Below are 23,502 nucleotides of genomic sequence, written 5' to 3'. Positions count from 1 at the left end.
GTTTGCGGGGTTGCCTCCAAGGAGAGATCCAGTCACAGGTGTGGCTCGCGGTCTTCAAAACCGTGGCGCGGGACGGCGTCTTGCGGGCCGGTTCGATTCCGGCATCTCTCCGCCGTCCTGACCCGTACCACGTGGTAGTTCGATGTCCTTACGGCCCCGCCCACAGGGAGAGCTCTGCTAGCGCATGGAGCATCCCCTGGCCGCACTCCCGTCGGTTCACGAGATCCTCCGCGACCCCGCATTCCGGGCGGCGTGCGGCGATCTCGCCGATCCCTTCCGAACCCGCCTGGTGCGCCGCGCCGTCGATTCTCATCGGCAGGCGCTGCTCGAAGATCCCGAAGAGAGGCACGAGCCCGGCCCACTCTTTTCTTCGATTCTCGACCAGTGCATACGGGAAGCGGAGGCTCTCCAGACGCCATCCCCGCGCCGGGTGGTCAATGGCACGGGCGTTCTGATCCATACGAATCTCGGGCGCGCCCCGCTCGGGGCGCTGGTCGAGGCACTAAATGAGTCCGATCTCGGTGGCTACACTGATCTGGAGTGGGACCCCGAGTCACAGGAGCGAGGAAACCGGGATCTCCGGCTGCAGCGCCAGCTGCAGCTGTTGACGGGAGCCGAGGCGGCCCTGGTGGTGAACAACTGCGCCGCTGCGCTGATGCTGGCGCTGAACACGCTGGCATCGAACAAGCAGGTCCTGGTTAGCCGGTCGGAGCTGGTCGAGATCGGCGGCAGCTTCCGGGTCCCGGCGATCATGGAGGCCAGCGGGTGCCGGCTGCGCGAGGTGGGCACGACCAATAAGACGAACCTGCGCGACTTCGAGGAGCACGTCGTACCCGGTAGCTCGGTGCTGCTCAAGGTCCACCAGTCCAACTTCGTGCAGCGCGGGTTCGTGGAGCGGGTGTCCATCGACGAGATGGTCGCGCTGGGCAGGCGCCTGGGCGTCCCGGTCATCGAGGACAACGGGTCGGGGCTGATTGCGAACCAGTACGCGGCTCTCCTGCAGGACGAGCCGAGGGTGCTGGACAGCCTGGACAGGGGCGTGGACATCGTCTGCTGCAGCGCCGACAAGCTGTTCGGCAGCATCCAGGCGGGCATTCTCCTCGGCACGGCTGAGCACATCGAGGCGATGCGCCGGAACCCGCTCTACCGGGTGCTCCGTCTCGACAAGGTCCGCCTGGCGCTGCTGGACCGCACACTGAAGCTGTACCTGGCCGGCGATGCGGGCAGTTTGCCGCTCTGGCGCCTCTTCCACGCGAGTTTGGACGAGTTGGAAGCGCGGATCGCCCAGCTGCGACTGCCGAAATCCGGAACCCGATGGTTGAGCGTGCGCAGCACCCCCCTCCAGGGAAGATTGGGGGGCGGCTCCAACCCGGAGGCCGTCTTCGAGAGCCTCGGGCTCGAGCTGCGGCATCGCGAGCTTTCGGCCGAGGCGCTGAAGCGCCGCTTCGCGACGCGCCCCGTTCCGATCGTCGGCTACGTCCAGCAGGGCTGCTTTTACCTCGATCTGCGCACGTGCTTTCCCGAGGACCTGCCAGAGCTCCAGCGGGCGCTGGACGAGCTCGGCGGGACCGGGGATGCGCTGGAGTGAAGGCGTGCGACTGATCGGTACGGCCGGGCACATCGACCACGGCAAGTCCACCCTGGTGCACGCGCTGACGGGGATCCACCCATCGCACCTACCGGAGGAGCATGCCCGCGAGATGACGATCGATCTCGGGTATGCGTACCTCGAGCACCCGAACGGCTACAAGCTCGGCGTCGTGGACGTGCCCGGCCACGAACGACTGGTCCGGAACATGGTCGCCGGAGCGACAGGATTCGAGCTCGCGCTCTGGGTGGTGGACGCCCGGGAGAGCGTGATGCCGCAGTCGCGGGAGCATCTCCACATCCTGGATCTGCTCGGGGTCCGCTGCCTGGTGCCGGTGCTCACCAAGGCGGACCTGGCGAGCGAAGAGCAGATCGCGACGGCGTGCGAGGAGATCGGTGCTTTGCTGCACAGCGTGCGGGCCCGTGTCGAGCCGCTCCATGTGGTGGACTCGCTCAGCGGGCGGGGAATCGCGGAGTTGCAGCGCTCCATCTTCGCGCTCTGTCGCGAGCGCGAGGACCCGGACGATGATGCGCTCCCCTATCTGCCCATCGACCGCGCTTTCAGCCTCAGGGGGATCGGGACGGTGGTCACCGGGACGCTGATGCGCGGGCGGCTCGCCGAGGGCGACCACGTATCCATCTCATCGGTCCCGGGTGCCTGGCGGATCCGTTCGCTGAACAACCACCACGCTCCGGTGCGGGAGATCGGGCCCGGCCACCGGGTGGGCGTCAACCTCGCCGGGCTCGAGGCCGACGCGGTGCGAAGGGGCGATACGCTGGTTTCGCGAAACTACCCTTACACGGGTCGATTTTTCAATGTCCGCGTGGAGCTCGTCCACGGCACGACGTTGGAATGGAAGCACGGCTTGCGAATGCTTTTTCACGCGGGCGCTACGGAAACAGAGTGCCGCGTCTGGGGACTGGTCGACGAAGGGGACGCGCTGTGGGCGCAGGTGGAACTGCCCAGGGAAATGGCTTTCTTCCCCCGGCAGCGCTTCATCCTTCGTGGCACTAACCCACGGGTGACGGTAGGGGGAGGCGAGGTTCTGGACCTCTCGCCCGATCGTCCTCGCCGCGTCACACCCGCCGAACGCTCGGCGCACGCGCTGCGCGAACGTGGCGAGCCGTGGCTCGCGACATACCTCGCCGGTGGCGACCGGGGGGTGTACCGCACGACGGCGCTTGCACGCAGGTGGATGGTCCGCGAGTCGGAGCTGATCAGGCAGGCGCTGGAGAGCCCGGAGCTGGCCGTGGGCCCGGAGGGGGCGAGGGAAGAAGCCGGCTCGCTGGTCTGGCGCCGCGCTGAGGGACAGGCGCTGCTCACGCGGCTGCGCGATTACGTCGCCCGCCAGCCGCGAAACGAGAAATTTCTGCCATTCGCGAAGCTCGGGCGCGAGCTGGGCCTGCGGCTCCCGGACCTGCACGCGTGGCTGCAGCGACTCTACGAGCAGGAGAACGATGCCGCCGCTTTGTTACGCGCCGACACCCGGCTGGAGCGGACGGGGATGGTGCTGTATCCAGGCGAGGTCGCGTTCAGCGCTGAGGAGCGTCGCATCGCCCGCCGAATCGTGGGGCGGCTCAAGGCCGAGGGGCTGCAACCCGCGCGAATTCAGGACCTGCACCGGCAGCACGCATCCGAGCCGGAAATCGTCGAGCGAGTTCTGGCCAAGCTCCGCGCCGCGGGACAGATCGTTCTGGTCAGCCCGGATTTCGCGCTGCACCCGATTGCCGAGGCGCACCTGCGGAGTGCTCCGGCACTCCAAGGGCTCGATGGTGTGAGCGCCGCCGAATTCGGCCGGGCGCTCGGACTATCCCGCAAATACAGCATCCCTTTTCTGGAGTACCTGAACGAGAAGGACGTACTGCGGCGCTCAGGCGACCGGCACTACCTCCGCTGAGGTCCATCGCAGCGAGCTCCGCCCAGTTCACACGACGCGGACGAGATGCTCCTGCTCTCCGCCTGGCCTCAGTGCTCCTATCGGCTCCAGATCGAGCCCACGGGCGCGGACCACCCGCTGGAATTCCTCCCTTCCTCCCGGTTCCACCGCCACCAGCAGACCTCCGCTCGTCTGCGGGTCGCACAGGATGGCCTGCTGCTCATCCGTGAGGGGTCCGACCTTGTGTCCATAGCTGCGGAAATTCCGGGTGGTGCCTCCGGGCAGGGTCCCCAGATCCAGATATCGGGGAAGCGAGCTCAGCCGGGGGACGGCCTCGTAGCGAATCTCCGCACAGAGGCCGCTGCCTTCACACAGCTCGATAAGGTGGCCCAACAGCCCGAAGCCGGTCACGTCCGTCATGGTGGCTACGGCGTCCAGACGGGCCAGCTCAGGGCCCAGATCGTTCAAGGTGAGCATCAGCCCGCGAGCCTCCGCGAAATCCTCTGCGCGGACCACCCCGCGCTTCTGCGCGGTCGTCAGGATGCCGATCCCGAGCGGCTTGGTGAGGTAAAGATCGCACCCGGCTCTCGCCTGCGTGTTGGCGCGGATTTCGTTTCGACTGGCCGTGCCGGTGACGGCGAGGCCGAAGATCGGCTCGGGAGCGTCGATGCTGTGGCCCCCCGCCAGGGCGATACCGGCCCGCGCGCATGCCTCGCTCGCGCCTCGCAGCACCTGCCCCGCCACGGACGCGTCGAGCTTGTCGATCGGCCAGCCCAGGATGGCGATGGCCATGATCGGTCTGCCCCCCATCGCGTAGATGTCGCTGATCGCGTTGACCGATGCGATGGCTCCGAAATCGGCGGGATCGTCCACGATCGGCATGAAGAAATCGGTGGTGCTGATCACCACCCGCTCCTCGTCCAGCGCGTAGACGGCGGCGTCGTCGCGCGCTCCGTTGCCGACCAGTAGGCGCGGATCGGGTGTGGTCTGCGGGATCCCTTCCAGGATCCGATTCAGCACCGCGGGCGCGATCTTGCACCCGCACCCTGCTCCATGCGAGTACTCGGTTAGACGGATGGGGCGCGCCGGCTGCTCGGCTTCGGTGGGCGGGGCCTGCATGGATTCTCTCCTGGGGACAGGGTTCGGTAGTGCCGTGGCGAGGGATGCGCTGGATGGGTACCAGCGCAGGGGGCCGGGCAGATCACCCGGCCCCCTGCAATGCGGCTCCGCCCGAACCTACTTCCGCAGCCCGAGCTTGCGCTCGATCTCGATCCCTTGCTTCCGGGCCTGGGCCCAGGTGATCTCCGGGTAGCGGATCTCACCGCTCTCCTGCGCGTGCACCAGGTGATCCAGGCACTCCAGGACCATCCGCCGCTGCAGCTCGCGGTGGAACGGGACCCCGAAGTGGTGGCCCATCATGAAAGGCACGAAGACCGCCCGCGGCGGCTTCGCCTTCTGCGTCACATCCAACGAGACCGTGGGGGAGACGGTCGGTACACCCCGTTTTTCTAAAGCGCGCTGGACCAGCGCGATGCTCTGATGGCAGATGGGTCAGGCAGGGGCCGCGAGCGCGATATCCGCACCCTCCGCCACCACCGCAGCCGCGATGTCCTCCGCGAGCGATCGCTCCAGACGCTCGGGGTCCATGTTGTAGCCGATGAAGGTGTAGAAGTTCTCCGTCAGCCCGCCGACGATGCCCTCTTCCGCCAGCTCCCGCAGTCGGTCGATCGGGAAGATCACGTTGATGTCCCGGTTCGCGCCCACCGTCGGATACTTGAGCTGGTGGATCTCCAGATCCTCCGCTCTCGTAGACGACGGCACGCGCCGGAAACTGTAGTCCCCCACAGGGTGGACCGTATCGAACGGCATCGATCCCTTCGGCTGGGTGCCGGACGTGCTGATGAAGGCGACGCGGCACTCGGAGAGCGGCTTCGGCAGCGGCGCGAGCGGAACGAAGTCCTGCTTGTCGACCATGGAGCCCGGATACCGATCGTTGACCGTCTCCCAGAGCCCCGGCCGCATCTCCGCCGCCGTGCGCCCGCCCTGCGGCGCGGCATTTCCACCGCTCGGACCGCTAGAGGTTTCCGTCATGGATCCATTCTCCTGAACGCTGTACGAAGTAGAAGTGCAGGTGGAAGAAGAGGTGCGCGAGAGTCGCCGCATCCTTTGTGCGCACCGTACCGAGGATAAACTCGCGGTCGGTCGGTGGAACGTCAAGAAGCGGCAGCAGCGCTTCCGACCACGCCTTGTCGATCTCCTTCCGCCCCGCCTCCTCGTTGCCGTCTCCGAGGTGGAGCCGCACGTAACGAATCAGCTTGTCGCGATCACCTTCGGCGGCGGCTTCTTTGAGATATTGCAGCGACATCGTCCGCCTCGTCTTGGATGCGGGGTTCGCCCGTGCGGCCGGGCGTCTGGTGGCCCTGCGGCCGGTGACAAGCCATTCTGGCGCCGTTCCAATCGGGACTTAACGGCGAACCTCGTCAATGTAGTCCGTTCGACGTTAAGGAGAAGTCCCCGTCTAAGGATGGGTACAACGCATTGCGGGATGTTCCCGCAAATCACCGAAGAACGGCCGGGGAACGTGTCCAAGTGACGCGAGGCGCCGACTCCGGAAACAAGACACCCGCAAGCCTGAGAGCGTCGCGGGGGCCTACGTTTTCTCGCTTTTCCAACATGGTGGCCGGCGACGGAATCGGACCGCCGACACGGGGATTTTCAATCCCTAGCTTGCGTAGGTTTCCTCTGTTCCTCGCCATGGCTGTTCAAATCCGGGTCTGCGGGAACCGCCTTTCGAGCCACGGACAGAAGATCGGTAGCTCCGCTGCTAAGCAGAGCTCCAGCCTTGGAGTACCCATCACGGCGCCCACGTTGCGATGCTCCGTCATCGCCATCAGCTCGCCGAGCGGCACGCCTTGGCGACCGGCCTAGGTCACCAAGCCGGACCGTAGGCTGGGTGCAGCTTAATCACCGGCCAAGCCAGCCGGTTGTGCCCGTCGCTGCACGATGCGCGCAACCTGATCTTGCGAAAGGTCCGCACCGGTGGCGCCGCCGCGGTACAGGCGGCGGAAGAGAAGGCCTTCGGTGAGTTTCGCCACGTCGAGCCAGGCTTGAAGCGTCACGACAACGTCCCCTCGCAAGGGCGTCTCGCGACGCACACCACCGGCGTTGGTTTTGGTGTTCCCAAGCGCATACGTCCAAGTGGTCTCGTTGAGTCAGATGCGCATACCGATCGGGTTGGTCGCTGGTACCGGTCCGAGCTGACCGCTTTGCTGTTGCTGACCAGGCCCGCTATCGGCCAGGAGCGGACTTGGCCGAGCGCTCTTACGGCGACGCTGCAGCGCACGACCGCCGAGGCCGGGACAGGCTGCAGTACAGTGCATCTGCCTAACCGACAACGGAGTGCCCCATGCGTCTCACGTCCTGCATCGCCCTGTCCGTTGCCCTGATCACCGCGCCTGTCGCCGCACAGGATTTCTCGAAGGTGCAGATCAAGGTCGCCCCGTTGCGCGGCGCCACCCACATGCTGACCGGGGCGGGCGGCAACATCGTTGCTAGCGTGGGCGATGATGGGGCCTTCATCATTGATGACCAGTACGCGCCGATGTCGGAAAAAATCCAGGCCGCGCTTAAGGGCTTGGGCGACAAGCCGCTGCGCTTCGTCATCAATACCCACTGGCACGGCGACCACACCGGAGGCAACGAGGCGATGGGCAAGGCGGGCGCCGTGATCATGGCGCACCACAACGTGCGCACGCGCATGGGCACCGCCGGCACCTTCCGCGGCGAAGCGCGCGAAGCCGCACCTTCCGGCGCGCTGCCGGTCGTCACGTTCGCGGACGGCGTCACCCTGCACCTCAACGGTGACCACGTGCACGCGCGTCACGTCGCCAAGGCGCATACCGACGGCGACGCACTGGTGAAGTTCGAGAAGGCCAACGTGCTGCACATGGGCGACATCTACTTCAACGGCTTGTACCCGTTCATCGACCTCGAGTCCGGTGGCAGCATCGATGGTTTTCTCGCTGCCGTACGCGCGGGGCTTGCGATGAGTGACGACAAGACACTGGTCGTCCCAGGCCACGGGCCCGTCAGTAATCGCGCCGAGCTGGCTGCCTATGGCGACATGCTTCGGCGCTACCGCGACGCGATCGCCGGGATGAAGCGCGAGGGCAAGACGCTGCAACAGGTGATCGCCGCAAAGCCAACCGCCGAGACAGACGAGGCGCTCGGCAAGGCCTTCATCAAGCCCGACCAGCTGGTGACGTCGATCTACGAGAGCCTGTAGACGTAGAACGATCCGGCGGGGCGACCGATTAGCTGCGCGGTTTCCCTCACGAACGCCCTAGAGACCACGTCCGCGTCGGCTCGGTAGCGGACATTGCCTGGTCAGCAAAAGCAGAGTGTTCAGCCCACACCGGAACGGCTACGCAAAAGGTCCCGCGCGCGCGATGGCTACTGTGGATCCGCAGCCGGATGTCCTTCTATGTGGGGATGCGTCCGCGTGGCGGACTAGACAAGCTAGATGTTGATGCGGAACTTGCCCGTTATTGGCAACTCGGTTCGCCCGTTTACATCCACGCAGTGGAACTCGTAGTCGGCAAGCATCCCTGAGACTTTCCCGGCGGAGTCGTAACGGACCGCCCTGATATTGAGTACTCCCGGTCCTGCCTTCGCCTTGTGGCCGGACGCTTCCAGATCACAGCGCGTCCAAGGCTGGTCGCGCTGTGCGTCAACGAACCAGAGGATGTCCATGCCCGCCTTGGACGCAGTGGGTTGCTCCGCTGTTTTGTAGCGGCCGACCTTAAACACCTTGCCCTTGGGTGCCGTGAGCGAAAAGGCCCAGATATCCCGTGGGACCGCGGCTTCAAACCGGATGCTCCGGCGGTCGCCTGTAAGCGTGAAAATTGTGGAGTCGCCATGGAACGTCTCGTCCACCTTCCCCCAGCGAGATTCTTTGGCTGCTTTCTGCTTGAAGTACAACGGGTACGCGTTGTAGCGGATCATGCCGACGGTGCCCGGCGCCTCGTGCGATCCGCCGGACACCTTGAACACCGCCTCCAAGGCTGTGAGGGAGCCCGCAGGATTAAACTCGATCTGGCGTATCGTGAATGATCCAAACTGCCCTGGGCTGTGGTACATGCACGGCGGGTTGTTATTGGTCAGCGTCAGATACGCGATGCGCCCGTAGCGGCATCCTGCTTCGGGATAGAAGCCCGGCGCGAGCTTCTGACCCGGCGGTGGCCGCATACCTACGCGCCACCAGTTGGACCACTGGTCGTTGAGAGTCATCCCGATGCCATTTTCAGATCCTCCAACCTGGTACTTACCGGTCTCATTTTCGAACATGTGGAACCGGCCGGTGCCTTGGTCATAAAGACTGAAGTGCATCTTCGGGTCAGCGCCATCCTTTGGATGAGCAACTGAGGCACCGGGCAAAACCAGCAGTGTGGACAGACTAATGGCGAGCTTGGACACGGCTGCATCTCTGCGGAAGGGCGTATGGACAACGCTACTCTCTGTTGAGGCAGCTCTGTCGAATTGGACGCATCCGGGACAGTTCCAAATTTGCACGCATGAGCTATTGGCAATGCATACCCCTGCCCGGATTACGCGCACCGATGAGATAAATTGGGTGTAGCGGCCTACGTTGACCGCTCCTCTATAAGCGATCATGTCGGCTGTCTGCCAGGAGGGGACGCCGCAAGGGTTACCCAGCTTCACCGGGGCCACGAATCGCTCGACGGCGATGAGCTCAGGTACTGTTCCGCGCGAGCCGGAGGCGACCCATGTGGGTCGCCTTCCCTCTCTCACGACGACCTAAAATGGAATGTCGGGGGCGCAGGGCGTTGCAGGCAGCACCCCCGTGGTGCCTTCGAAGTTGCTGTCAGGAAGGTTGGCAATCGCCGGCTGGAGGCGGCTCTGCGTGGCGTACTCGGCGTCGCCTGGGCGTGCATCTCCGTCCGCCGCCAGCGATGTATTGGCGGCCGAAAGCAAGTCTCCGAGCGAGCTTCGGATCGGCATGATGGGGCTCATGGGGTTCGAGAAGCCGTTCCGGATACTCAGTGTCATTGAGCCGATGGCGACTGAAAGCTCTTTGCTCAGTGACCCGCGGTCAATGCTCACCCAGACGGAATAGTCGTTGAGGGACCAGGGATCGAAGTGGCTGCCGTCGGTATTGCGCAGATTGAGCGATCGCAGTGCGGCCAGATCCTGGGCGTCGACCAATGTTGCGCCCTCGCCCTCTCGCCAGTACCACGGGTCTTGCCCCGTCGGCACGACGCAGTAGGCGCCGTAAGCGATCGTGCGCTTCTCGTTGGGCTTGAGCTCGAATCGAACGTACCCCGGGGAGCCGTCGTGACCCTTCGTCAGCGTGGCGGTCTCGTGCCAGGGGTAACCGTGCCGGCCGTCCACGATGCCCATGGCGTATCTGCCGGGGAGCACCTTCACCTGGATCAGTCCGAACTCGTCGAATTGCTCGTACCTGTCCATATGGTCGGCGGTCAGCAGCGCAATCCACTCGGGCATGTCGACTTCGTCTTTGTCGTACCGAGCGTTCGCGTTTGCGTCGTAGAAGCGGAACGCCGTGATCTCGGCAATGCCGACGTTGTCGGTGCGCATCTGGTAGCGGCGCCAGAACGTGCGCTTGGACTCGAACCCGCGGGCGCCGCAGTCGACGCCGCGGCCGCAGATCCGTTCGTAGTCGCTGACTCGTGTAACCGCGATCAGCATGTTCGGATTCTTGGGGGTGTAGGGCGATCTCGTCGGCATCGCGATGGTGTGGCTACCGCAGTCAGTTTCGTCTCCGTCGGACCATCGGGGATTACGGATCAGCCCGCCCTGGACCTCGAAGCGCCGCGAGGTGATTGGCTGGGCCGTGATCAGCCGGCCGGTGCGGCGGTCGGTGACCTGATAGTAGTAGCTGCCGTCCTTCAGGACGCCGTTGTCGCAGTCTGGTGCCCGGGTGGGTCCGCCGGCCATGTAGACCTCGCCGTTTATTGCATTGACGCTGCCCCACAGCAGCGGATCTCCGTGGCGGGACACCGTGTGGATCGAGCCTTCAACCGGGTGTGCCTGCACCGCTGGCGCGGCAAACAGGCTCAAAGCGACGATGGGCGCCGCAAGTACGCTAGCAGCAGGATTCAGGAAGCGCATGGAAAGGCCTCGACGGCTCCCGCCTCCCGCAGCGAATGGCGGTACCGCATCGATGGAGCGCCATAACAGTGCACGCGGCCAGCAAGGCCATGAGGCCGTCGAGCGGACAGAGAAAAATTCCGGCCTCACCACGATCCTCAGCTAGCTCACCCGACACGCGGGTGTGGCGACGCAGCGGCCGACTTGGCCACAGCCAACCAGGTCAAATGGGGTCGCGGTCGGACAACCTAGCAGTTGACGCGGACGCATGAGCCAACCCTACGGATTCGCGCGGGCTCGAAGCACTGCATAGGCGCCGACGCACTTGGAGCGGAACTCGGCCTGCCGCTCCCGCAGCTTCCTCGGCCAAGACGAAAGGTTGTCACTGCACCGCCGCATCGCGCTCAAACCCGCGCCTTTCCTCGTCACGACCCGTAGGCGCTTCTTCAACGGGCACGATCCGCAGCACGACGGTCATCGACCTCGTCATCGTTCGCGGACAATTTCCATGTCGAGGTCGACGCGCTCGGATACCTCAAGCTCCTGAAACTCAGCTACGCATGGCAACCGGAAGGCTGAGCGATGACCGCGCATGCGCGCTGTCGGCCCTACTCGACCGCGTTGCCGGCGCCACCGCCGCGCGGCCTTGACCGCCGGTCCGTTGAACGCCCGCCCCCTGACCTCTGGCAGGTGGCGAACGGGCCCGGCGCGATTAGCGTGGGTGCGACAGCACCGCCCGACGGCCGTCTCCAGCCGCGTTCGCGCACGACGCCGCTCGCCTGCAACACGCACTGGACCGACGCCCAGATGATTCGCTTGCCCACCCTGCTGCCTCTGCTCACCGCGCTGCTGGCGCCGGCAACCGTAATCGCAGCATCGCCGGCGGTGCGCACCGACCACCTGCAGTCGCGCCTGGTCGCCGAATCGACCGCGGCGGAGCCCGGCCGGACGCTGACGCTCGGCCTGCTGCTCGAGCACGACCCGCACTGGCATACCTACTGGCGCAACCCGGGCGATTCGGGCCTGCCGACCGAGATCGCGCTCACGCTGCCGGACGGCGTGACCGCCGCGCCGATCGCGTGGCCGCATCCACAGCGTTTCGTGCTGTCGGACATCGTCAACTTCGGCTATGGCGATCGCCGGCTGCTGCCGGTGTCGATCACGGTCCCGGCCGACTACGCGGGCAGCACGCTGCCCGTGCGCGCGGCCGCGAACTGGCTGATCTGCGAGGTCGAGTGCATTCCGGGCAAGGCCGAGTACGCGCTCGAGCTGCCGGTCGCGCCGAGCGCGGGGGCCGATGCGCGCTGGGCGAACGACTTCGCGGCCGCGCGCGCCGATCAGCCGCGCCCGGGCACGGGGACGCTCGATGTCGCAGAGGACACCGACGCGATCGCGCTGACGCTGGCCGGCCTCGACGCGGCTGCAATGCCGGCGCAATGGCAGTGGTTTCCCGAGACCGCGGAGGTCGTCGCGAACGGCGCGCAGCCGCAGTGGCAGCGCACGGCCGATGGCTGGCGGGCGCGCTGGCCGAAGAGCGAGTACTTCACCGCGCTGCCGGAGGAGGTCGCGCTGGTTGCGGTCGACGGCGATGGCAGAGCCCGGCGTTTCGCGGCCGGCAACGCGGCGGCTGCAACGGGCGCGGAGGCGGGCGCCCCGCCACCGTCCTCCCCGACCACGGTGGCGGACAACGCCGTCGAACCGCTCAGCCTGCTGCCCGCGCTGCTGCTCGCCCTCCTCGGCGGCGTGATCCTCAACCTGATGCCTTGCGTGTTCCCGGTGCTGTCGATCAAGGCGATGGGCGCGCTGGGCTCGGCCGATGACCGCGCCGAGCTGCGCCGGCACGGCCTCTGGTACACGCTCGGAATCGTGGCCACGTTCGGGCTGCTGGCCGGCGTGCTGATTGCGCTGCGCGCGGGCGGGCAACAACTCGGCTGGGGCTTCCAGCTGCAGGAGCCGCGCTTCGTCGCGGCGGTCGCGCTGCTGCTGTTCGCGATGGCGCTGTCGTTCTCGGGCGTGTGGGAGTTCGGCGGCCGCTTCATGGGCGCGGGCCAGAAGCTGACCGAAGGCGGCGGTGCACGCGCGTCATTCTTCACCGGTGCGCTCGCGGTCGTGGTCGCAAGCCCGTGCACCGCACCGTTCATGGGCACCGCGCTGGGCTGGGCGCTCGCGCAGCCGGCAGCCGCCGCGCTTGCGGTGTTCACCGCGCTCGGCCTCGGCCTTGCCGCGCCGATGCTGCTGCTCGGCTTCGTGCCGGCGCTCGCGCGCGCACTGCCGCGACCCGGCCCGTGGCTCGAAGGCTTCCGCCAGTTGCTCGCGTTCCCGCTGTACCTGACCGTGGTCTGGCTGCTGTGGGTGTACGGCGAGCAGACCTCGCCGCTCGGCATGGCCTGGCTGCTCGCCGCGCTGACCGCACTCGCGTTCGCGCTGTGGCTGCTCGGGCGCCGGCCCGTGATGCGCTCGCCGAAGCTGCGCACGACGACCGCGATCGCGTCCGCGGCGGCGCTCGTGCTCGCGCTCGGCCTGCCGCTGTCGGTGACCGCGCCGGCCACAGCCGCCGCACCCGCCGCGGACGCGGCCGGCTTCGAGCCGTGGAGCGAGCAGCGCCTTGCCGAGCTGCGTGCGTCGGGCCAGCCGGTGCTCGTCAACATGACCGCGGCCTGGTGCATCACCTGCCTCGCGAACGAACGCGTCGCGCTGACCAGCGACAGCGTGCGCGAGGCGCTCGCCGCGCGCGAGGTCGTCTACCTCAAGGGCGACTGGACGCGCCAGGACGAGGCGATCACGCGCTACCTGCAGCGCTACGGCCGCAGTGGCGTGCCGCTGTACGTGCTCTACCCCCCTGACGGCGGCGCGCCCCGTGTGCTGCCGCAGCTGCTGACCGCGGACGCCGTCGCCGACGCGATCCGCTCGATGTGACCTTGCCGACCCCAGGAGACCGACCGATGAAAGCCTCACTGCTCGCCGTTGCACTGACCTTCGCCGCCGCCGGCGTGACCGCCTGCGCCGCCCCCGATGCCTCCGCGGCCGCGGCCACCGAAGCCGCCGCGAAGGTCGGCCAGCCGGCCCCCGCGTTCCAGCTCGTCGATTCGACCGGCAAGAAGCACGCGCTGGCCGACTACGCCGGCAAGACCGTCGTGCTGGAATGGACCAACCACGAGTGCCCGTTCGTCAAGAAGCACTACGGCTCCGGCAACATGCAGAAGCAGCAGCGCGACGCGACCGCCGACGGCGTCGTCTGGTTGAGCATCAACTCGTCCGCGCCCGGCAAGCAGGGCAACGTCGACGGCGCCGCCGCCGAGAAGGTTCGCAAGGACGCCCGTGCCGTGCAGACCGCCTACCTGCTCGACCCGACCGGCGACACCGGCCGCGCATACGGCGCCAAGACCACGCCGCACATGTACGTGATCGACCCGAAGGGCGTGCTGCGTTACGCCGGCGGCATCGACAGCATTCCGAGCCCCGACACCGCCGACATCGCGAAGGCGACGCAGTACGTACCGCAGGCACTGGCCGAACTGGCCGCGGGCAAGCCGGTGAGCGTCAGCGTGACGCGCCCGTACGGGTGCTCGGTGAAGTACGCGAACTGACGTTCCACCTGGCTCCGGGGCGGTGGTACCGCCCCGGAACGCCCACAGCCGCTGCGCAAGGCCACAGCACCCGCCGCGCCCGCATCGGACGTCCGCTTCCGGCCAGCAGCGGGCATCAGCCGGTGAGCTACCACCTGAGTTAGAACGACGTGCTCGAGAACCGACGGCGCAGTCTTTATGCCTCGCGCCGGGGTCAATCCGGGTGATGTTTATGCGTTCTGCTGAAGACAGGCCTGGGGTGGTGCGCGACCATTGTCCCGCGTCAAGGCCATCGCGCTGCAGGACCCGACCGCTGCCGGTCGTGGGTGGAACGCTGCGACCTCGCTCTGCATGATTGCCGAAAACGGCATCGACTCCCGGGAATGCGCCCACGCGATCGCCGCGCTGATCCGAGCGAGCGCCTGGTCGCTGTCGGGCAGGCGGTCGCCATAGGCATGGAACTCGTGGGTCATGTGCGGCCAGACGTCGAGGTGCACGCTCGCCCCCTGCCGCCGGAGCTCGGCCGCGAAGTCGCGCACCATGTCCACCAGGATCTCCTTGCCCCCTGCCTGCAGGTAGACCGGTGCAAGACCCCGGAAGTCGCGATAGATGGGCGAAAGCTCGCGATCAGTGGCATCCGTGTCGCCTTTCAGCCATGAGGAGTACAGGACCGTCTGCCGGCCCTGCACCATGTCGAAGACGTCGTGGCCGAACTGGCTTGCGCCACGCCGACCGGTGTCCGTCCACGGGCTCAGCGCCACCACCAGCGACGGCTGCGGCAGTTCGGCATCACGCAGCGCGACGATGAGCATCAGCGCGAGGTGCCCGCCTGCCGAATCACCGGCGACGACGATCCGCTCGGGGGCGACGCCCTCCGCGAGGAGCCGGCGGTAGGCAGCCAGCGCGTCCTCGAGTTGCGCCGGGTGCGGGTGCTCGGGCGTGAGTCGATAGTCCAGGGCGAAGACCGGCAGGCCCAGCCGGAACGCCAGCATCGCGACAAACCGGTGCGACACGTCCGCGTAGAAGGCATAGCCCCCGCCGTGCAGGTAGAGCACGACCGGCCCACCCGGCGCACATTTCGCGTGCGGCCGGAACCAGTGCCCGCCCGGCGCAGCGGCGTCGCGCGCGACCGCTTCGACCCGCACGGGCCAGCGCCCGCGGATCGCGAGCGTAACGGCGTCGAAATACGCGCGTCCTTCGCGAATGTCGGCGTACGCCAGCGCCCGCTCAAACTGGCGCCGGTAGAAGAGGGTGCCGATTTCGAACTCGACGGGCCACGCCTTGCATAGCGGCCGGCCGCGCAGGCGGCGCACGAGCACGTCGAACGTACTGCTCGCTAAGATGGCCAGCCCGGACGCGACGTGACGTGGGCTTCCCTGGAAGATGAGTGTCGACATGGTGCGTAGGGTGATCAGGGCCGATGCGCGCAGTCTCGGGACGCAACACCGGCGGGTATAGAACCGAAACGACAGACGATGGACCGGCACGAACACGCGACCCTGCACCTGCCTTCGCCGGCGCTGCGCCATTGCATCTTCATGGCCGTCGAGCGCGACACGCGCGGCGTGACGCTCGATGCGCGACAGCGGTTCAACCACTACCCGGCAGCGCCGTTTCCCACGATCAGCTGGGTCCTGCACGGCGAGCTGCGCATGCTCGACAGTCCGGCCGACGATCGCGCACCGGACTTGGGCCCTCCGATTCCCGACCTTGCGTTCGCCGGGCCGCATGACATCCCAGTGGCCAGCTGGTCTCCCGGCGCGGTGCACGCCCTCACGGTGAGCGTGTACCCTGAATTCCTGGCCCGCTATGCGGGCATGGACCTCGGCCGGTTCCGCAACCGCGTCGTCCCGCTGGCTGACGTGCTGCCCTCTGGCAGCGCCCTGCTCGATACCTGCCGCAAGGTGCCCACCGGAACCGGCGCCCCGTTCGCCCGACTGGAAACCGCCCTGCGGTCGTGGGCCGACACCGCCGAAGCGAGCGGTGCGATCCGCCCATCATTCACGTCATGGCTCGCCGGACTGGGTCTGCGCGCTGCGACCAGCCCAAACCTGGCGGGGTTGCGCCGACTCCAGCGTCGCGTCCGCGCGACGACCGGGCAGAGCCGACGCGACCTCCAGCTGTACGTGCGCGCTGAACATGCGTTCAGAGCCGTCGCCCAGCTGCACCCCGAGGGTCCGGTTGCCTGGAGCACGATCGCCCACGAGACCGGCTTTTCCGACCAGTCGCACCTGGGCCGCGAGGTCCGTCGCATCAGCGGCTACTCGCCTGCCCGGCTCCGCAGGACGATGGAAACCGATGAAGCGTTCTGGTTCTACCGCTTGATCCACGGATACCACCGTGGTGGTTGAGCACGCAGCTGAAGGGGCCGCGCACATTACGCGCCGATGGCGATGGACGGCACCTGGCGAAGCGTATCGGCAAGACCATGGGGATGCCTCGTGACGTATGGTCCGCGCACGTTGCTGCGTGCGGCAGGCGTTGGCTGAAGGCACAAGCGACGCGCCCCGAGGATGAGTGGCGCGTTCGGGTCGATCGCCGTCACCGTTGAATGCATTTGGTAGGCAGAACGGGGCTACTGGGCCGCCTCGGGTCAGAAGCCGTCCCGGCGCTCAGACGCCGGGTTGGCCACCTAGTCCCACCCGCACCAGCTAGGCCGGGCTCCAAACACGGGGGCGGACTGTCCGACGCTACGTCCGCTCGATGCGGCGAGGGCGCCGCTCGAATACCGCGTACCAAGGTCCGCTTCGGGTCGGAAGCGGACCTCGCCTGGTCGACGCCGTCAGGCTGGTCAGCCACAACTGGAACCGTGACGCAGCGGCATCGGCGCACGCAAGAACGGGCAGACCATGTTTCAAGAACTGCGCTTACCCTCGCCGCGACCGGGTGGCCCTGCGCTTCTCTACGCCCGTACGGGTGCTGGCGATCCTACGCGCCTAGCCAGGAAAGCTGGTCGAGTTTCACCGGAGACAAGGAGGTGGCGCCGACGTGCTCGAACGCGAAGGCATATTCGTACCTGGCCGGCCCGACCGCCCAGCAGCAGTGCGGCCGCGCCCGGCGCAGCGCCAGCCATTTCTTGGATGAAGTCTTGTGCCTCGCGCTGCCCGAGTGCGGCACGAGACCTCCACCCGCGCTGTGTGCGCCTAAATCAGCAGGCTCAGGTATCTCATTAGAGGCCTAACACCTGAGTTAAGCCGCGACGCGAAGCGGCGTCGGCTTGGACGACGTGTTCGGCTGGGCCCGCACCGACTTCATTTCATGCACCCATTCTCTTGCATGTTCTGAATGATCACAGCAACGTTTGACCCAGCCGAGCGTAGTGCTTGGCCGAGCTCGACGCAGATTTGTGCTTTGGCCATTCGCTGCAGCGTGCCTCCAATTGACCGGTCCGTAAACGAGAGCCTGATGCGATCCGGCTCCAACGTGATTGGGTTCGGTTGGCTTCCCAGCGGTACGCGCTCAAAGGAGACGGTTTCCCCCGGTACAGAAAGGTTTAAAGGCGAATTGCCCGGGTGTGTCGGTGGTCCAGACCCCTCTGATTGAGCAGTTATTTCAGAGGCAGCTCTGCCACGGGCCTCTTCGCGTCGCACCTGCCGACCAGGCCGACTCTCCCGCGACTTGCGAACTTGTTCCGGTGCGCGTTGCTCCGAATCCGGCACCAGACGCTTTGGCAGAGCGGGTGCTAGCCAGATGACCTCGATTGTCGCCGGCTCCGGCGTCTGCAGGTGACTGGGCACTCTCTTGAGGATCGACAAGGACCACAGCGCACCCGCGGTTAGAGACATGGCCAAGACAAACGAAAACAGCTTGTCAGCCCGATCCGTTGGCTCGCTCTTTCCCATCACGCGTGTGCTTTCCATAGCAGCCTAACACTTGAGTTAAGTCGCGCCGCGAAGCGGCGTCGGCTTATACGAGTTGCTAGACGTCGGAATAGTTCCCCGGGGCGTCGCTTCTTCGCGCCGCGCGTGAACATGGCCCCCAAAGCAACTATGGGAAGCATTGCAGCCACGACAAGCGCTGTGGAAAGCCAGCCTGGCTCTCCTGAGTTGGAGTCTGCGCGTACCGATCGGGTTGAACGCTAGTACCGCTCCGCGCTGACCGCTCCGCTGTTATTGACTAGGTCCGCTTTCGGCCAAGAGCGGACCCACGAGCGCCGTGAGCCCCAATGGCACGAATAGGCCCTTCGCTTTCCGCCCGCGGTCCGCAAGGACGTCACTCTGGAGCGGTCGCCGCCTCAGCAGTGCTATCGCATGCAGCGCCGGCGCCGACACGGTGGCTCAACTCGGCGCATAGGCGCTCGGCTTCGGCCTCGTCGCCGCCAGCCCGCATCAGCTGCGCCAGCCCCCTTGTGGATTCCGGGTGCAGGGGCGAATGTCCGAGGACCCTGCGATACCACGCTTCCGCCGCCGCCGAATCGCCCCGGCTTGCGTGACGCTTCGCGATGAGGGCGCCTAGTGGCGCATGCCATGGGCGTATCTGCACCGGGCTGTTCGCATAGCCGCGCTCCATCGCGGCGTAGGCGCGCTCAAAATAAGGCAGCGCTTCGCGCTCACGGCCGGTGATCTCAAGAACATCGCCAATGTTGATCAGCGTTCCCCACGCATCCGGATCCAGCTCGACGGCCCGCTCATACGCGGTCAGTGCATCTTGAAAACGGCCTTGAGCGCTGGCGACGAAACCGACGGCCTTGTGCGCCGCAGACGACTCCGGGGCCACAGCAACGGCCCGCTCTGCCATCAAGCGTGCGCGCTCCAATTGCCGCGAAGCGGGCTCGCGGTCGAGGTGGCCGTGCGCGAGCGCGTCGCCGAGTCGGGTGAAATGCACCGGTGGCTGGCCCGGGAGGACCGGCCAGCGGATCGCGCGCTGCACGAGTGCATTCGCGAGCCCGGCAAGCGCGTGGGGGTCGTCGGGCCGCAGGGCGAGCACACGTTCGTAGAGCTCGATCGCCGATTCGTTGTCCCCGCGCGTGAACTGGAAATAGAAATCGTCCGCCTGGGCCGTCAGGGCGCCGGGTTGGCCCGGGTCGCGCTCCGGCGCGGCTCGACGGCTAGCGAGCCACCATGCGCCTGCTACAAGCACCAGTGCCGCCGCGCACAAGGCGAGCCACGCACCTAGTCGCGGAACGCTACGGGTGGACGACGCGGCAGCCGGTTCGACGTTGGCAGGCGTGTCCAGGGACGGCACGGACGTCACGTCCGCGATCAACCGGTAGCCACGCTTGGACAGTGTCTCGATGTAGCGAGGCGCCTTCGCGTCGTCGCCCAACGCCTGCCGCAGTTTGAACACGGCTCGCGCCAGACTGTCGTCTCCGACGACCTGTCCGGGCCAGAGTGCCTCCATGATTCGCTCGCGGCTCACCGCCTCCCCGGGCGACGCGGCCAGCAGGAACAGCAGATCCGCGACCTTCGGCTCGAGCCGCTGGGGACCGTCTGCGCCTATGAGTTCGCCTGTTGCGCGGATGACGCGCCAGTTGCCGAGCTGGATCTCATCAGGGCAAGTGATTGATTTCAATGTGGTCAGAAATCCGGATGCGTGCTTCAGGAAAGCAGGAGGAAACCGTCATGGTGTGGCGAGGATTGCTGGGTTCGTATGGCGCGGCAACCACTCGACGCCTCCTGCGAGGCTCATCAGCCCGAGATACCCGCATGCCTTTGCTCTCGAAACTCTTCCTTGCACTTGCCCTGCTCACTACGGCCGGGCTTCCCGCGGCGTGTGCCGCGCCTGCTATCCAAGCGGCCGCGACCCCACGAACGACGGCGGCCCAGGCCGAGCTGGACCACCTGTACGAAGGGCTGCAAGCCTCGCATTACGACCTGTTCGCCCGACGCCCACAGGCGGAGTACGACGCCATGTATCGCCGGCTGCGCAGCCAGCTGGGAACGTCCGCCATCGCCCCGGAGGACCTGCGGCGCGAGTTCCAGCGCTTCGTGGCCTACGGCAATGTCGCACATGCCGCCATCGAGCCGCCGATGGCGGAGTGGGAGGAATACCGGGCTGCTGGCGGCAGCGCGTTTCCGCTGGCCCTGCGCGTGGTCGGCGAGCGCGTCGTTGTCCGGGACGACTACAGCGGCATTGAAACCATCTCCCCGGGGGACGAGGTACGCTCGATCGACGGCATACCCGCGCTCGAGTGGCTCGGCCGTGTGCGCACGCTCGTATCGGCCGACAACGATTACCTGGCCTATACGCAGCTGGAGACGAGGCTTCCGATGCTGGTCTGGTGGCACGGCGACCGCGCCACGCAGTACCTCGTCGAGACGACCACGCCTGAGGGCCTGCGTCGCAGGGTGACCGTGCCCGCGCGCAGTCGCGCCGAGTTCGGGACCGCTGCCGCTGCGGCACCCGCAAGCTTCGACCTGGACGGGAACGAGCGCGTGGCGCGGATGATCGAGGACGGCATCGGCTACCTGCGCCCCGGCCCGTTCTACGACAACCGGGCGAACTCGACCAACCCGTGGGACCCGTCGGCGTTCCACTCCTTCATCGACCGGGCATTCACGAGTTTCATCGATGCCGGGGCCAGCGCCGTGCTGATCGACTTGCGCAACAACCCTGGCGGCGACAACTCGTTCTCCGATCCGATGATCGCGTGGTTCGCCGACAAGCCGTTCCGCTTCAGCCCCGAGTTCGATATTCGCGTTAGCGAGGCCGCGACCGCCGCTAACGCGAAGCGCGCCGAAGCCCAAGGCACGGATCCGGAGGCCATCTCAGTGAAGCTGGCTGCCGCTTATGCTGGCAAGCGCGCCGGCAGCCGGGTCAGCTTCCCGATTCCGCTCGTGCAGCCGCGCAGCGACGCCCGCTTTACCGGACCCGTTTACCTGCTCATCAATCGGCACTCCTACTCCAATGCCGTGCTCGTAGCGGCCATTGCGCAGGACTACGGTTTCGCGACCGTGCTCGGCGAGGAAACTGCCGATCTGGCAAGCACCTACGGCGCGGCGGAGAAGTTCGCGCTACCGCAGTCCGGTATCGAAGTAACGTTCCCGAAAGCCCGCATCCTTCGGCCGAACGGGGACCCCGCGCCCCGGGGCGTTGTGCCTGACGTCGCCATCGAGACACCTGTGGTTCCTGTCCAGACTGATGTTGTTCTAGATGCAGCCCTGCAGGAAGTGCTCAAACGCGGGCCGGGCTAACGTTATCTCCGATAAGTAACGATGTGCCGAGGTCCCTTTGGCTCGTCCATGCCTACATTCTCCGAGCAGCAACCTTTGAACGTCCGCTTCTGGCCAGAAGCGGACATGCGCGTGTCGGTAAGGCCGACAGCACTACCCACTGCGTAAAGCTGATGTGCTTCAGCGGCCAATCTCGCGTCGCAACTGCGGAAGCGCGTCGAGAATGTCCTGCCCGTAGCGCTTCTGCACTACCCGCCGGTCCAGCACAACGATGCGACCCCTGTCCTCCGGAGTGCGGATCAGGCGCCCGGCATACTGGACGGGGACAGGGCCGTAGATGCAGCCGGCTCCCGTAGCCGGCGCAGCAACCGCTCGGATGTGGCTCGAGCGGTAGCAGGTATAGTGCCGGCCGCGATGGCGCTCTTCTTGCCTGCATCATTCTGTGGCCCGGCTCCCTGCCGGGGCCCGCGTCCTCGCGTATCCGCTGGCAAATCAATCCACACGGGAATTCAAAGGACTATGAAAAACGTACTTGCCACGACCGCCTTGGGCGCCTTGATCGCCGCATTACTTGCCACGCCTGCTGCAGCCGCCCCGTACTCGATGCCCTATGTGTTCCGCGCCGATAACGTCGTCACCACGGCATCGTGGGTGCAACAGAAGTCGGCTTGCGAAACCGTGCGGACCACGGTGTATGCGGTCACGTCGGACTTCAAGCGCGAACGCGTCAATGGCTACATTGAAGGCGTCATGTACGTCGATTTCCTGCGTGAGGACGTATGCACCGGCGCCATCGAATCAATCAGCACGGCAGGGAATACATTCGAACTCTCCTCGCGCACTGTTGCGAGTGCCGAGCTCACGGCCACCGGCTCCGCATACCGCTGCGCGTGGGATAAAAACCGGGAAGAAGGCGGTTGCGCCGAGGTCGAAATCGAAATGGCACTGGTGTGGGACGCCGTCGAGGCGCCGACGCGAGGCCATGGCGTGCTGACGACCCATGACCCCGGCTGGAACACCGTCACCCAATACAACGGTGCGTCAGCGGCTGCGCGCGCGTACGGATTCATTCGCTACAACGGGACGAACCTGACCGTCGGCGATTCAAGCAGCGCCGAAATTGTCCACTCGGCCAACTCAATCATCAGCGTGTATTCCAAGCAGCCATAAGCCGCTGGCTCGTTAGCGGGCCCAGCCGTTGGAACAGGCGGCACGGCATCTCCTGGAGGTGCCGTGCCGCCTCCGCTTCCAACTTTACATTTTGTCCCTGTCCGGTCTGCTGGCTGCATGTGGATGATCGTCAATGCAAACCCGGGCCCGGAAGGCGTCGTCGAGTGCACATAAGGCGACGGCTTTGGAAACGCTGCCGGAGGCGCCGTAGGCGACTGAGGCGAACTGTTGCGACAGCGGATGGAACAGGTCTACCGTCAGTGTCCGCTTTGGGCCGGGGGGGGCGGACCTCCGATGAATGACTCTTTCCGAGCCTTAGCGGCCATCCCGTTCGGACGTTGATCATGCCCATCGCCACGTAAGTCCCCGGCCGGCGGTTACTTGAGGGGGCAGAAGTTGCCCTGCTTTGGACCCCGGTCAGGGATAATTTGCCGATGCATGGGCGCAACCCTGCTATTCACTTCGCGCTTATAGGCGGGAGTTACCAAATCTGGTTCCCCCTCTGTGCTCGGATCAGTGAGGAGGTTGGCCTCGCGCCCGATGAACCGGTCTTTGAGAGGCACGTGCTGCCACGGGGCACCGTTCCTTGATGCAAACTCAATGTAAGGCGGGTTCGGACGCCCGAGCGCAATCCATTCCTCGCACATGTTGACAGTCGTAATCAGCGACCATGTGCGGTTCTCGGCGTCGTAATCCAGCAGCAGTGGAACGTAGGGCCCGCGCCACCGAGGCGCGGGCGGAGTGCCATGCGGCCCCTTTTTGATGAGCAGGGTCGTGTTCATTTCTACCAGGGTCGAAGGCCCTCCCATTTCCGAGAGGCTCTTGCCGCGGAGCGTTCGCTCAGCCACAACCATCTGCCCACTCCCAAGACGAATCTCCTCGTTCGAGGCCAGCTGAGTTTCTCCACAGCCCGCCAAGGCCAAAGCGCACGTGCTGATGGCGCAGCGGGCGAGCCAACGAGTGAAGCGACGCGTCACGTATCTCTCCGTGCAGCCAATGTGGGCATTAAGCACATCCGCCGCGCGCCCACGCGCAGATGGCTTCTTTCGCGCCACAGAT

Annotated in this window: 18 protein-coding genes and 1 tRNA gene; 9 read left to right on the top strand and 10 right to left on the bottom strand. The window is 66.2% G+C overall.

Annotation, left to right across the window (positions count from 1 at the left end; all coding sequences use genetic code 11):
- Nucleotides 1–20 precede the first annotated feature (20 nt).
- From ACFFGH_RS18335 to selB, 3 genes are all read left to right on the top strand, one after another.
- Nucleotides 21–112 (top strand) — tRNA-Sec (locus ACFFGH_RS18335).
- Between the two features lie 72 nt (nt 113–184).
- Entirely contained in the window at nt 185–1,588 is a 1,404-nt protein-coding gene (gene selA / locus ACFFGH_RS18330) for an L-seryl-tRNA(Sec) selenium transferase (RefSeq protein ID WP_386670901.1), read from the top strand.
- Nucleotides 1,575–3,485 (top strand): selenocysteine-specific translation elongation factor, encoded by a 1,911-nt coding sequence (selB, locus tag ACFFGH_RS18325; RefSeq protein ID WP_386670899.1) that lies wholly within the window; start codon nt 1,575–1,577, stop codon nt 3,483–3,485. Before selA ends, selB begins: the two co-directional genes overlap by 14 nt.
- A gap of 27 nt (nt 3,486–3,512) precedes the next feature.
- On the opposite strand, the gene selD is transcribed toward selB, so the two are convergent.
- The 4 genes from selD to ACFFGH_RS18305 all read right to left on the bottom strand — a co-directional run bounded on the left by selD (nt 3,513) and on the right by ACFFGH_RS18305 (nt 5,829).
- On the bottom strand, nt 3,513–4,583 hold the full coding sequence (gene selD, locus ACFFGH_RS18320) for a selenide, water dikinase SelD (RefSeq protein ID WP_386670897.1): 1,071 nt from the start codon (nt 4,581–4,583) through the stop codon (nt 3,513–3,515).
- Nucleotides 4,584–4,700: 117 nt separating this feature from the next.
- Nucleotides 4,701–4,928 carry a hypothetical protein gene (locus ACFFGH_RS18315; RefSeq protein ID WP_386670895.1) on the bottom strand — a complete coding sequence of 76 codons (228 nt, stop codon included), beginning with the start codon at nt 4,926–4,928 and terminating at the stop codon, nt 4,701–4,703.
- A gap of 87 nt (nt 4,929–5,015) precedes the next feature.
- Nucleotides 5,016–5,555: a glycine/sarcosine/betaine reductase selenoprotein B family protein gene (locus ACFFGH_RS18310; RefSeq protein ID WP_386670893.1), complete on the bottom strand. Its 540-nt coding sequence runs from the start codon at nt 5,553–5,555 to the stop codon at nt 5,016–5,018.
- On the bottom strand, nt 5,539–5,829 hold the full coding sequence (locus ACFFGH_RS18305; protein ID WP_386670891.1) for a hypothetical protein: 291 nt from the start codon (nt 5,827–5,829) through the stop codon (nt 5,539–5,541). Before ACFFGH_RS18305 ends, ACFFGH_RS18310 begins: the two co-directional genes overlap by 17 nt.
- A 1,116-nt stretch (nt 5,830–6,945) precedes the next feature.
- Here ACFFGH_RS18305 and ACFFGH_RS18300 point away from each other — a divergent pair.
- Nucleotides 6,946–7,749 carry an MBL fold metallo-hydrolase gene (locus ACFFGH_RS18300; protein ID WP_386670889.1) on the top strand — a complete coding sequence of 268 codons (804 nt, stop codon included), beginning with the start codon at nt 6,946–6,948 and terminating at the stop codon, nt 7,747–7,749.
- Between the two features lie 233 nt (nt 7,750–7,982).
- Here the strand turns inward: ACFFGH_RS18300 and ACFFGH_RS18295 are convergent, their stop codons facing one another.
- Complete coding sequence (locus tag ACFFGH_RS18295) at nt 7,983–8,939, bottom strand: hypothetical protein (protein ID WP_386670887.1); 957 nt, start codon at nt 8,937–8,939, stop codon at nt 7,983–7,985.
- A gap of 342 nt (nt 8,940–9,281) precedes the next feature.
- On the bottom strand, nt 9,282–10,616 hold the full coding sequence (locus ACFFGH_RS18290) for a hypothetical protein (RefSeq protein WP_386670885.1): 1,335 nt from the start codon (nt 10,614–10,616) through the stop codon (nt 9,282–9,284).
- A 786-nt stretch (nt 10,617–11,402) separates the two neighbouring features.
- Between ACFFGH_RS18290 and ACFFGH_RS18285 the strand changes: the two genes are divergently transcribed.
- Both ACFFGH_RS18285 and ACFFGH_RS18280 read left to right on the top strand, forming a co-directional pair.
- The gene (locus tag ACFFGH_RS18285; protein WP_386670883.1) at nt 11,403–13,511 is read left to right on the top strand and encodes a protein-disulfide reductase DsbD family protein; all 2,109 of its coding nucleotides are present in this window, start codon (nt 11,403–11,405) and stop codon (nt 13,509–13,511) included.
- A 26-nt stretch (nt 13,512–13,537) separates the two neighbouring features.
- Complete coding sequence (locus ACFFGH_RS18280) at nt 13,538–14,182, top strand: thioredoxin family protein (RefSeq protein ID WP_386670881.1); 645 nt, start codon at nt 13,538–13,540, stop codon at nt 14,180–14,182.
- A gap of 209 nt (nt 14,183–14,391) precedes the next feature.
- Here the strand turns inward: ACFFGH_RS18280 and ACFFGH_RS18275 are convergent, their stop codons facing one another.
- Nucleotides 14,392–15,558 carry an alpha/beta hydrolase gene (locus ACFFGH_RS18275; protein WP_386670879.1) on the bottom strand — a complete coding sequence of 389 codons (1,167 nt, stop codon included), beginning with the start codon at nt 15,556–15,558 and terminating at the stop codon, nt 14,392–14,394.
- A gap of 78 nt (nt 15,559–15,636) precedes the next feature.
- Between ACFFGH_RS18275 and ACFFGH_RS18270 the strand changes: the two genes are divergently transcribed.
- The gene (locus tag ACFFGH_RS18270) at nt 15,637–16,512 is read left to right on the top strand and encodes an AraC family transcriptional regulator (RefSeq protein ID WP_386670877.1); all 876 of its coding nucleotides are present in this window, start codon (nt 15,637–15,639) and stop codon (nt 16,510–16,512) included.
- A gap of 1,861 nt (nt 16,513–18,373) precedes the next feature.
- Here the strand turns inward: ACFFGH_RS18270 and ACFFGH_RS18265 are convergent.
- On the bottom strand, nt 18,374–19,672 hold the full coding sequence (locus tag ACFFGH_RS18265; RefSeq protein ID WP_386670875.1) for a tetratricopeptide repeat protein: 1,299 nt from the start codon (nt 19,670–19,672) through the stop codon (nt 18,374–18,376).
- 134 nt (nt 19,673–19,806) lie between these two features.
- On the opposite strand from ACFFGH_RS18265, the gene ACFFGH_RS18260 reads away from it, so the two are divergent.
- Nucleotides 19,807–21,294 (top strand): S41 family peptidase, encoded by a 1,488-nt coding sequence (locus ACFFGH_RS18260; RefSeq protein ID WP_386670873.1) that lies wholly within the window; start codon nt 19,807–19,809, stop codon nt 21,292–21,294.
- A 159-nt stretch (nt 21,295–21,453) separates the two neighbouring features.
- Here ACFFGH_RS18260 and ACFFGH_RS18255 read toward each other — a convergent pair whose 3' ends face one another.
- Nucleotides 21,454–21,612, bottom strand: coding sequence for a helicase C-terminal domain-containing protein (locus ACFFGH_RS18255; protein ID WP_386671288.1), 159 nt, complete (start codon nt 21,610–21,612; stop codon nt 21,454–21,456).
- A gap of 180 nt (nt 21,613–21,792) precedes the next feature.
- Here ACFFGH_RS18255 and ACFFGH_RS18250 point away from each other — a divergent pair, with 180 nt between their 5' ends.
- Nucleotides 21,793–22,443, top strand: a complete 651-nt coding sequence (locus ACFFGH_RS18250) for a hypothetical protein (RefSeq protein WP_386670871.1) — start codon at nt 21,793–21,795, stop codon at nt 22,441–22,443.
- 377 nt (nt 22,444–22,820) lie between these two features.
- Here the strand turns inward: ACFFGH_RS18250 and ACFFGH_RS18245 are convergent, their stop codons facing one another.
- Nucleotides 22,821–23,225 carry a hypothetical protein gene (locus tag ACFFGH_RS18245; protein WP_386670869.1) on the bottom strand — a complete coding sequence of 135 codons (405 nt, stop codon included), beginning with the start codon at nt 23,223–23,225 and terminating at the stop codon, nt 22,821–22,823.
- Nucleotides 23,226–23,502 lie beyond the last annotated feature (277 nt).

This window comes from Lysobacter korlensis, from assembly GCF_042434515.1.
The sequence above is the reverse complement of the archived record's forward strand: the minus strand, read 5'-3'. Positions and strand labels throughout refer to the sequence as shown.

Coding starts and splice junctions, on each gene's coding strand:
- selA (WP_386670901.1), top strand. CDS start 185: ATGGAGCATCCCCTGGCCGCACTCCCGTCGGTTCACGAGATCCTCCGC.
- selB (WP_386670899.1), top strand. CDS start 1,575: ATGCGCTGGAGTGAAGGCGTGCGACTGATCGGTACGGCCGGGCACATC.
- selD (WP_386670897.1), bottom strand. CDS start 4,583: ATGCAGGCCCCGCCCACCGAAGCCGAGCAGCCGGCGCGCCCCATCCGT.
- ACFFGH_RS18310 (WP_386670893.1), bottom strand. CDS start 5,555: ATGACGGAAACCTCTAGCGGTCCGAGCGGTGGAAATGCCGCGCCGCAG.
- ACFFGH_RS18305 (WP_386670891.1), bottom strand. CDS start 5,829: ATGTCGCTGCAATATCTCAAAGAAGCCGCCGCCGAAGGTGATCGCGAC.
- ACFFGH_RS18290 (WP_386670885.1), bottom strand. CDS start 10,616: ATGCGCTTCCTGAATCCTGCTGCTAGCGTACTTGCGGCGCCCATCGTC.
- ACFFGH_RS18285 (WP_386670883.1), top strand. CDS start 11,403: ATGATTCGCTTGCCCACCCTGCTGCCTCTGCTCACCGCGCTGCTGGCG.
- ACFFGH_RS18280 (WP_386670881.1), top strand. CDS start 13,538: ATGAAAGCCTCACTGCTCGCCGTTGCACTGACCTTCGCCGCCGCCGGC.
- ACFFGH_RS18275 (WP_386670879.1), bottom strand. CDS start 15,558: ATGTCGACACTCATCTTCCAGGGAAGCCCACGTCACGTCGCGTCCGGG.
- ACFFGH_RS18270 (WP_386670877.1), top strand. CDS start 15,637: ATGGACCGGCACGAACACGCGACCCTGCACCTGCCTTCGCCGGCGCTG.
- ACFFGH_RS18260 (WP_386670873.1), top strand. CDS start 19,807: ATGCCTTTGCTCTCGAAACTCTTCCTTGCACTTGCCCTGCTCACTACG.
- ACFFGH_RS18250 (WP_386670871.1), top strand. CDS start 21,793: ATGAAAAACGTACTTGCCACGACCGCCTTGGGCGCCTTGATCGCCGCA.
- ACFFGH_RS18245 (WP_386670869.1), bottom strand. CDS start 23,225: ATGAACACGACCCTGCTCATCAAAAAGGGGCCGCATGGCACTCCGCCC.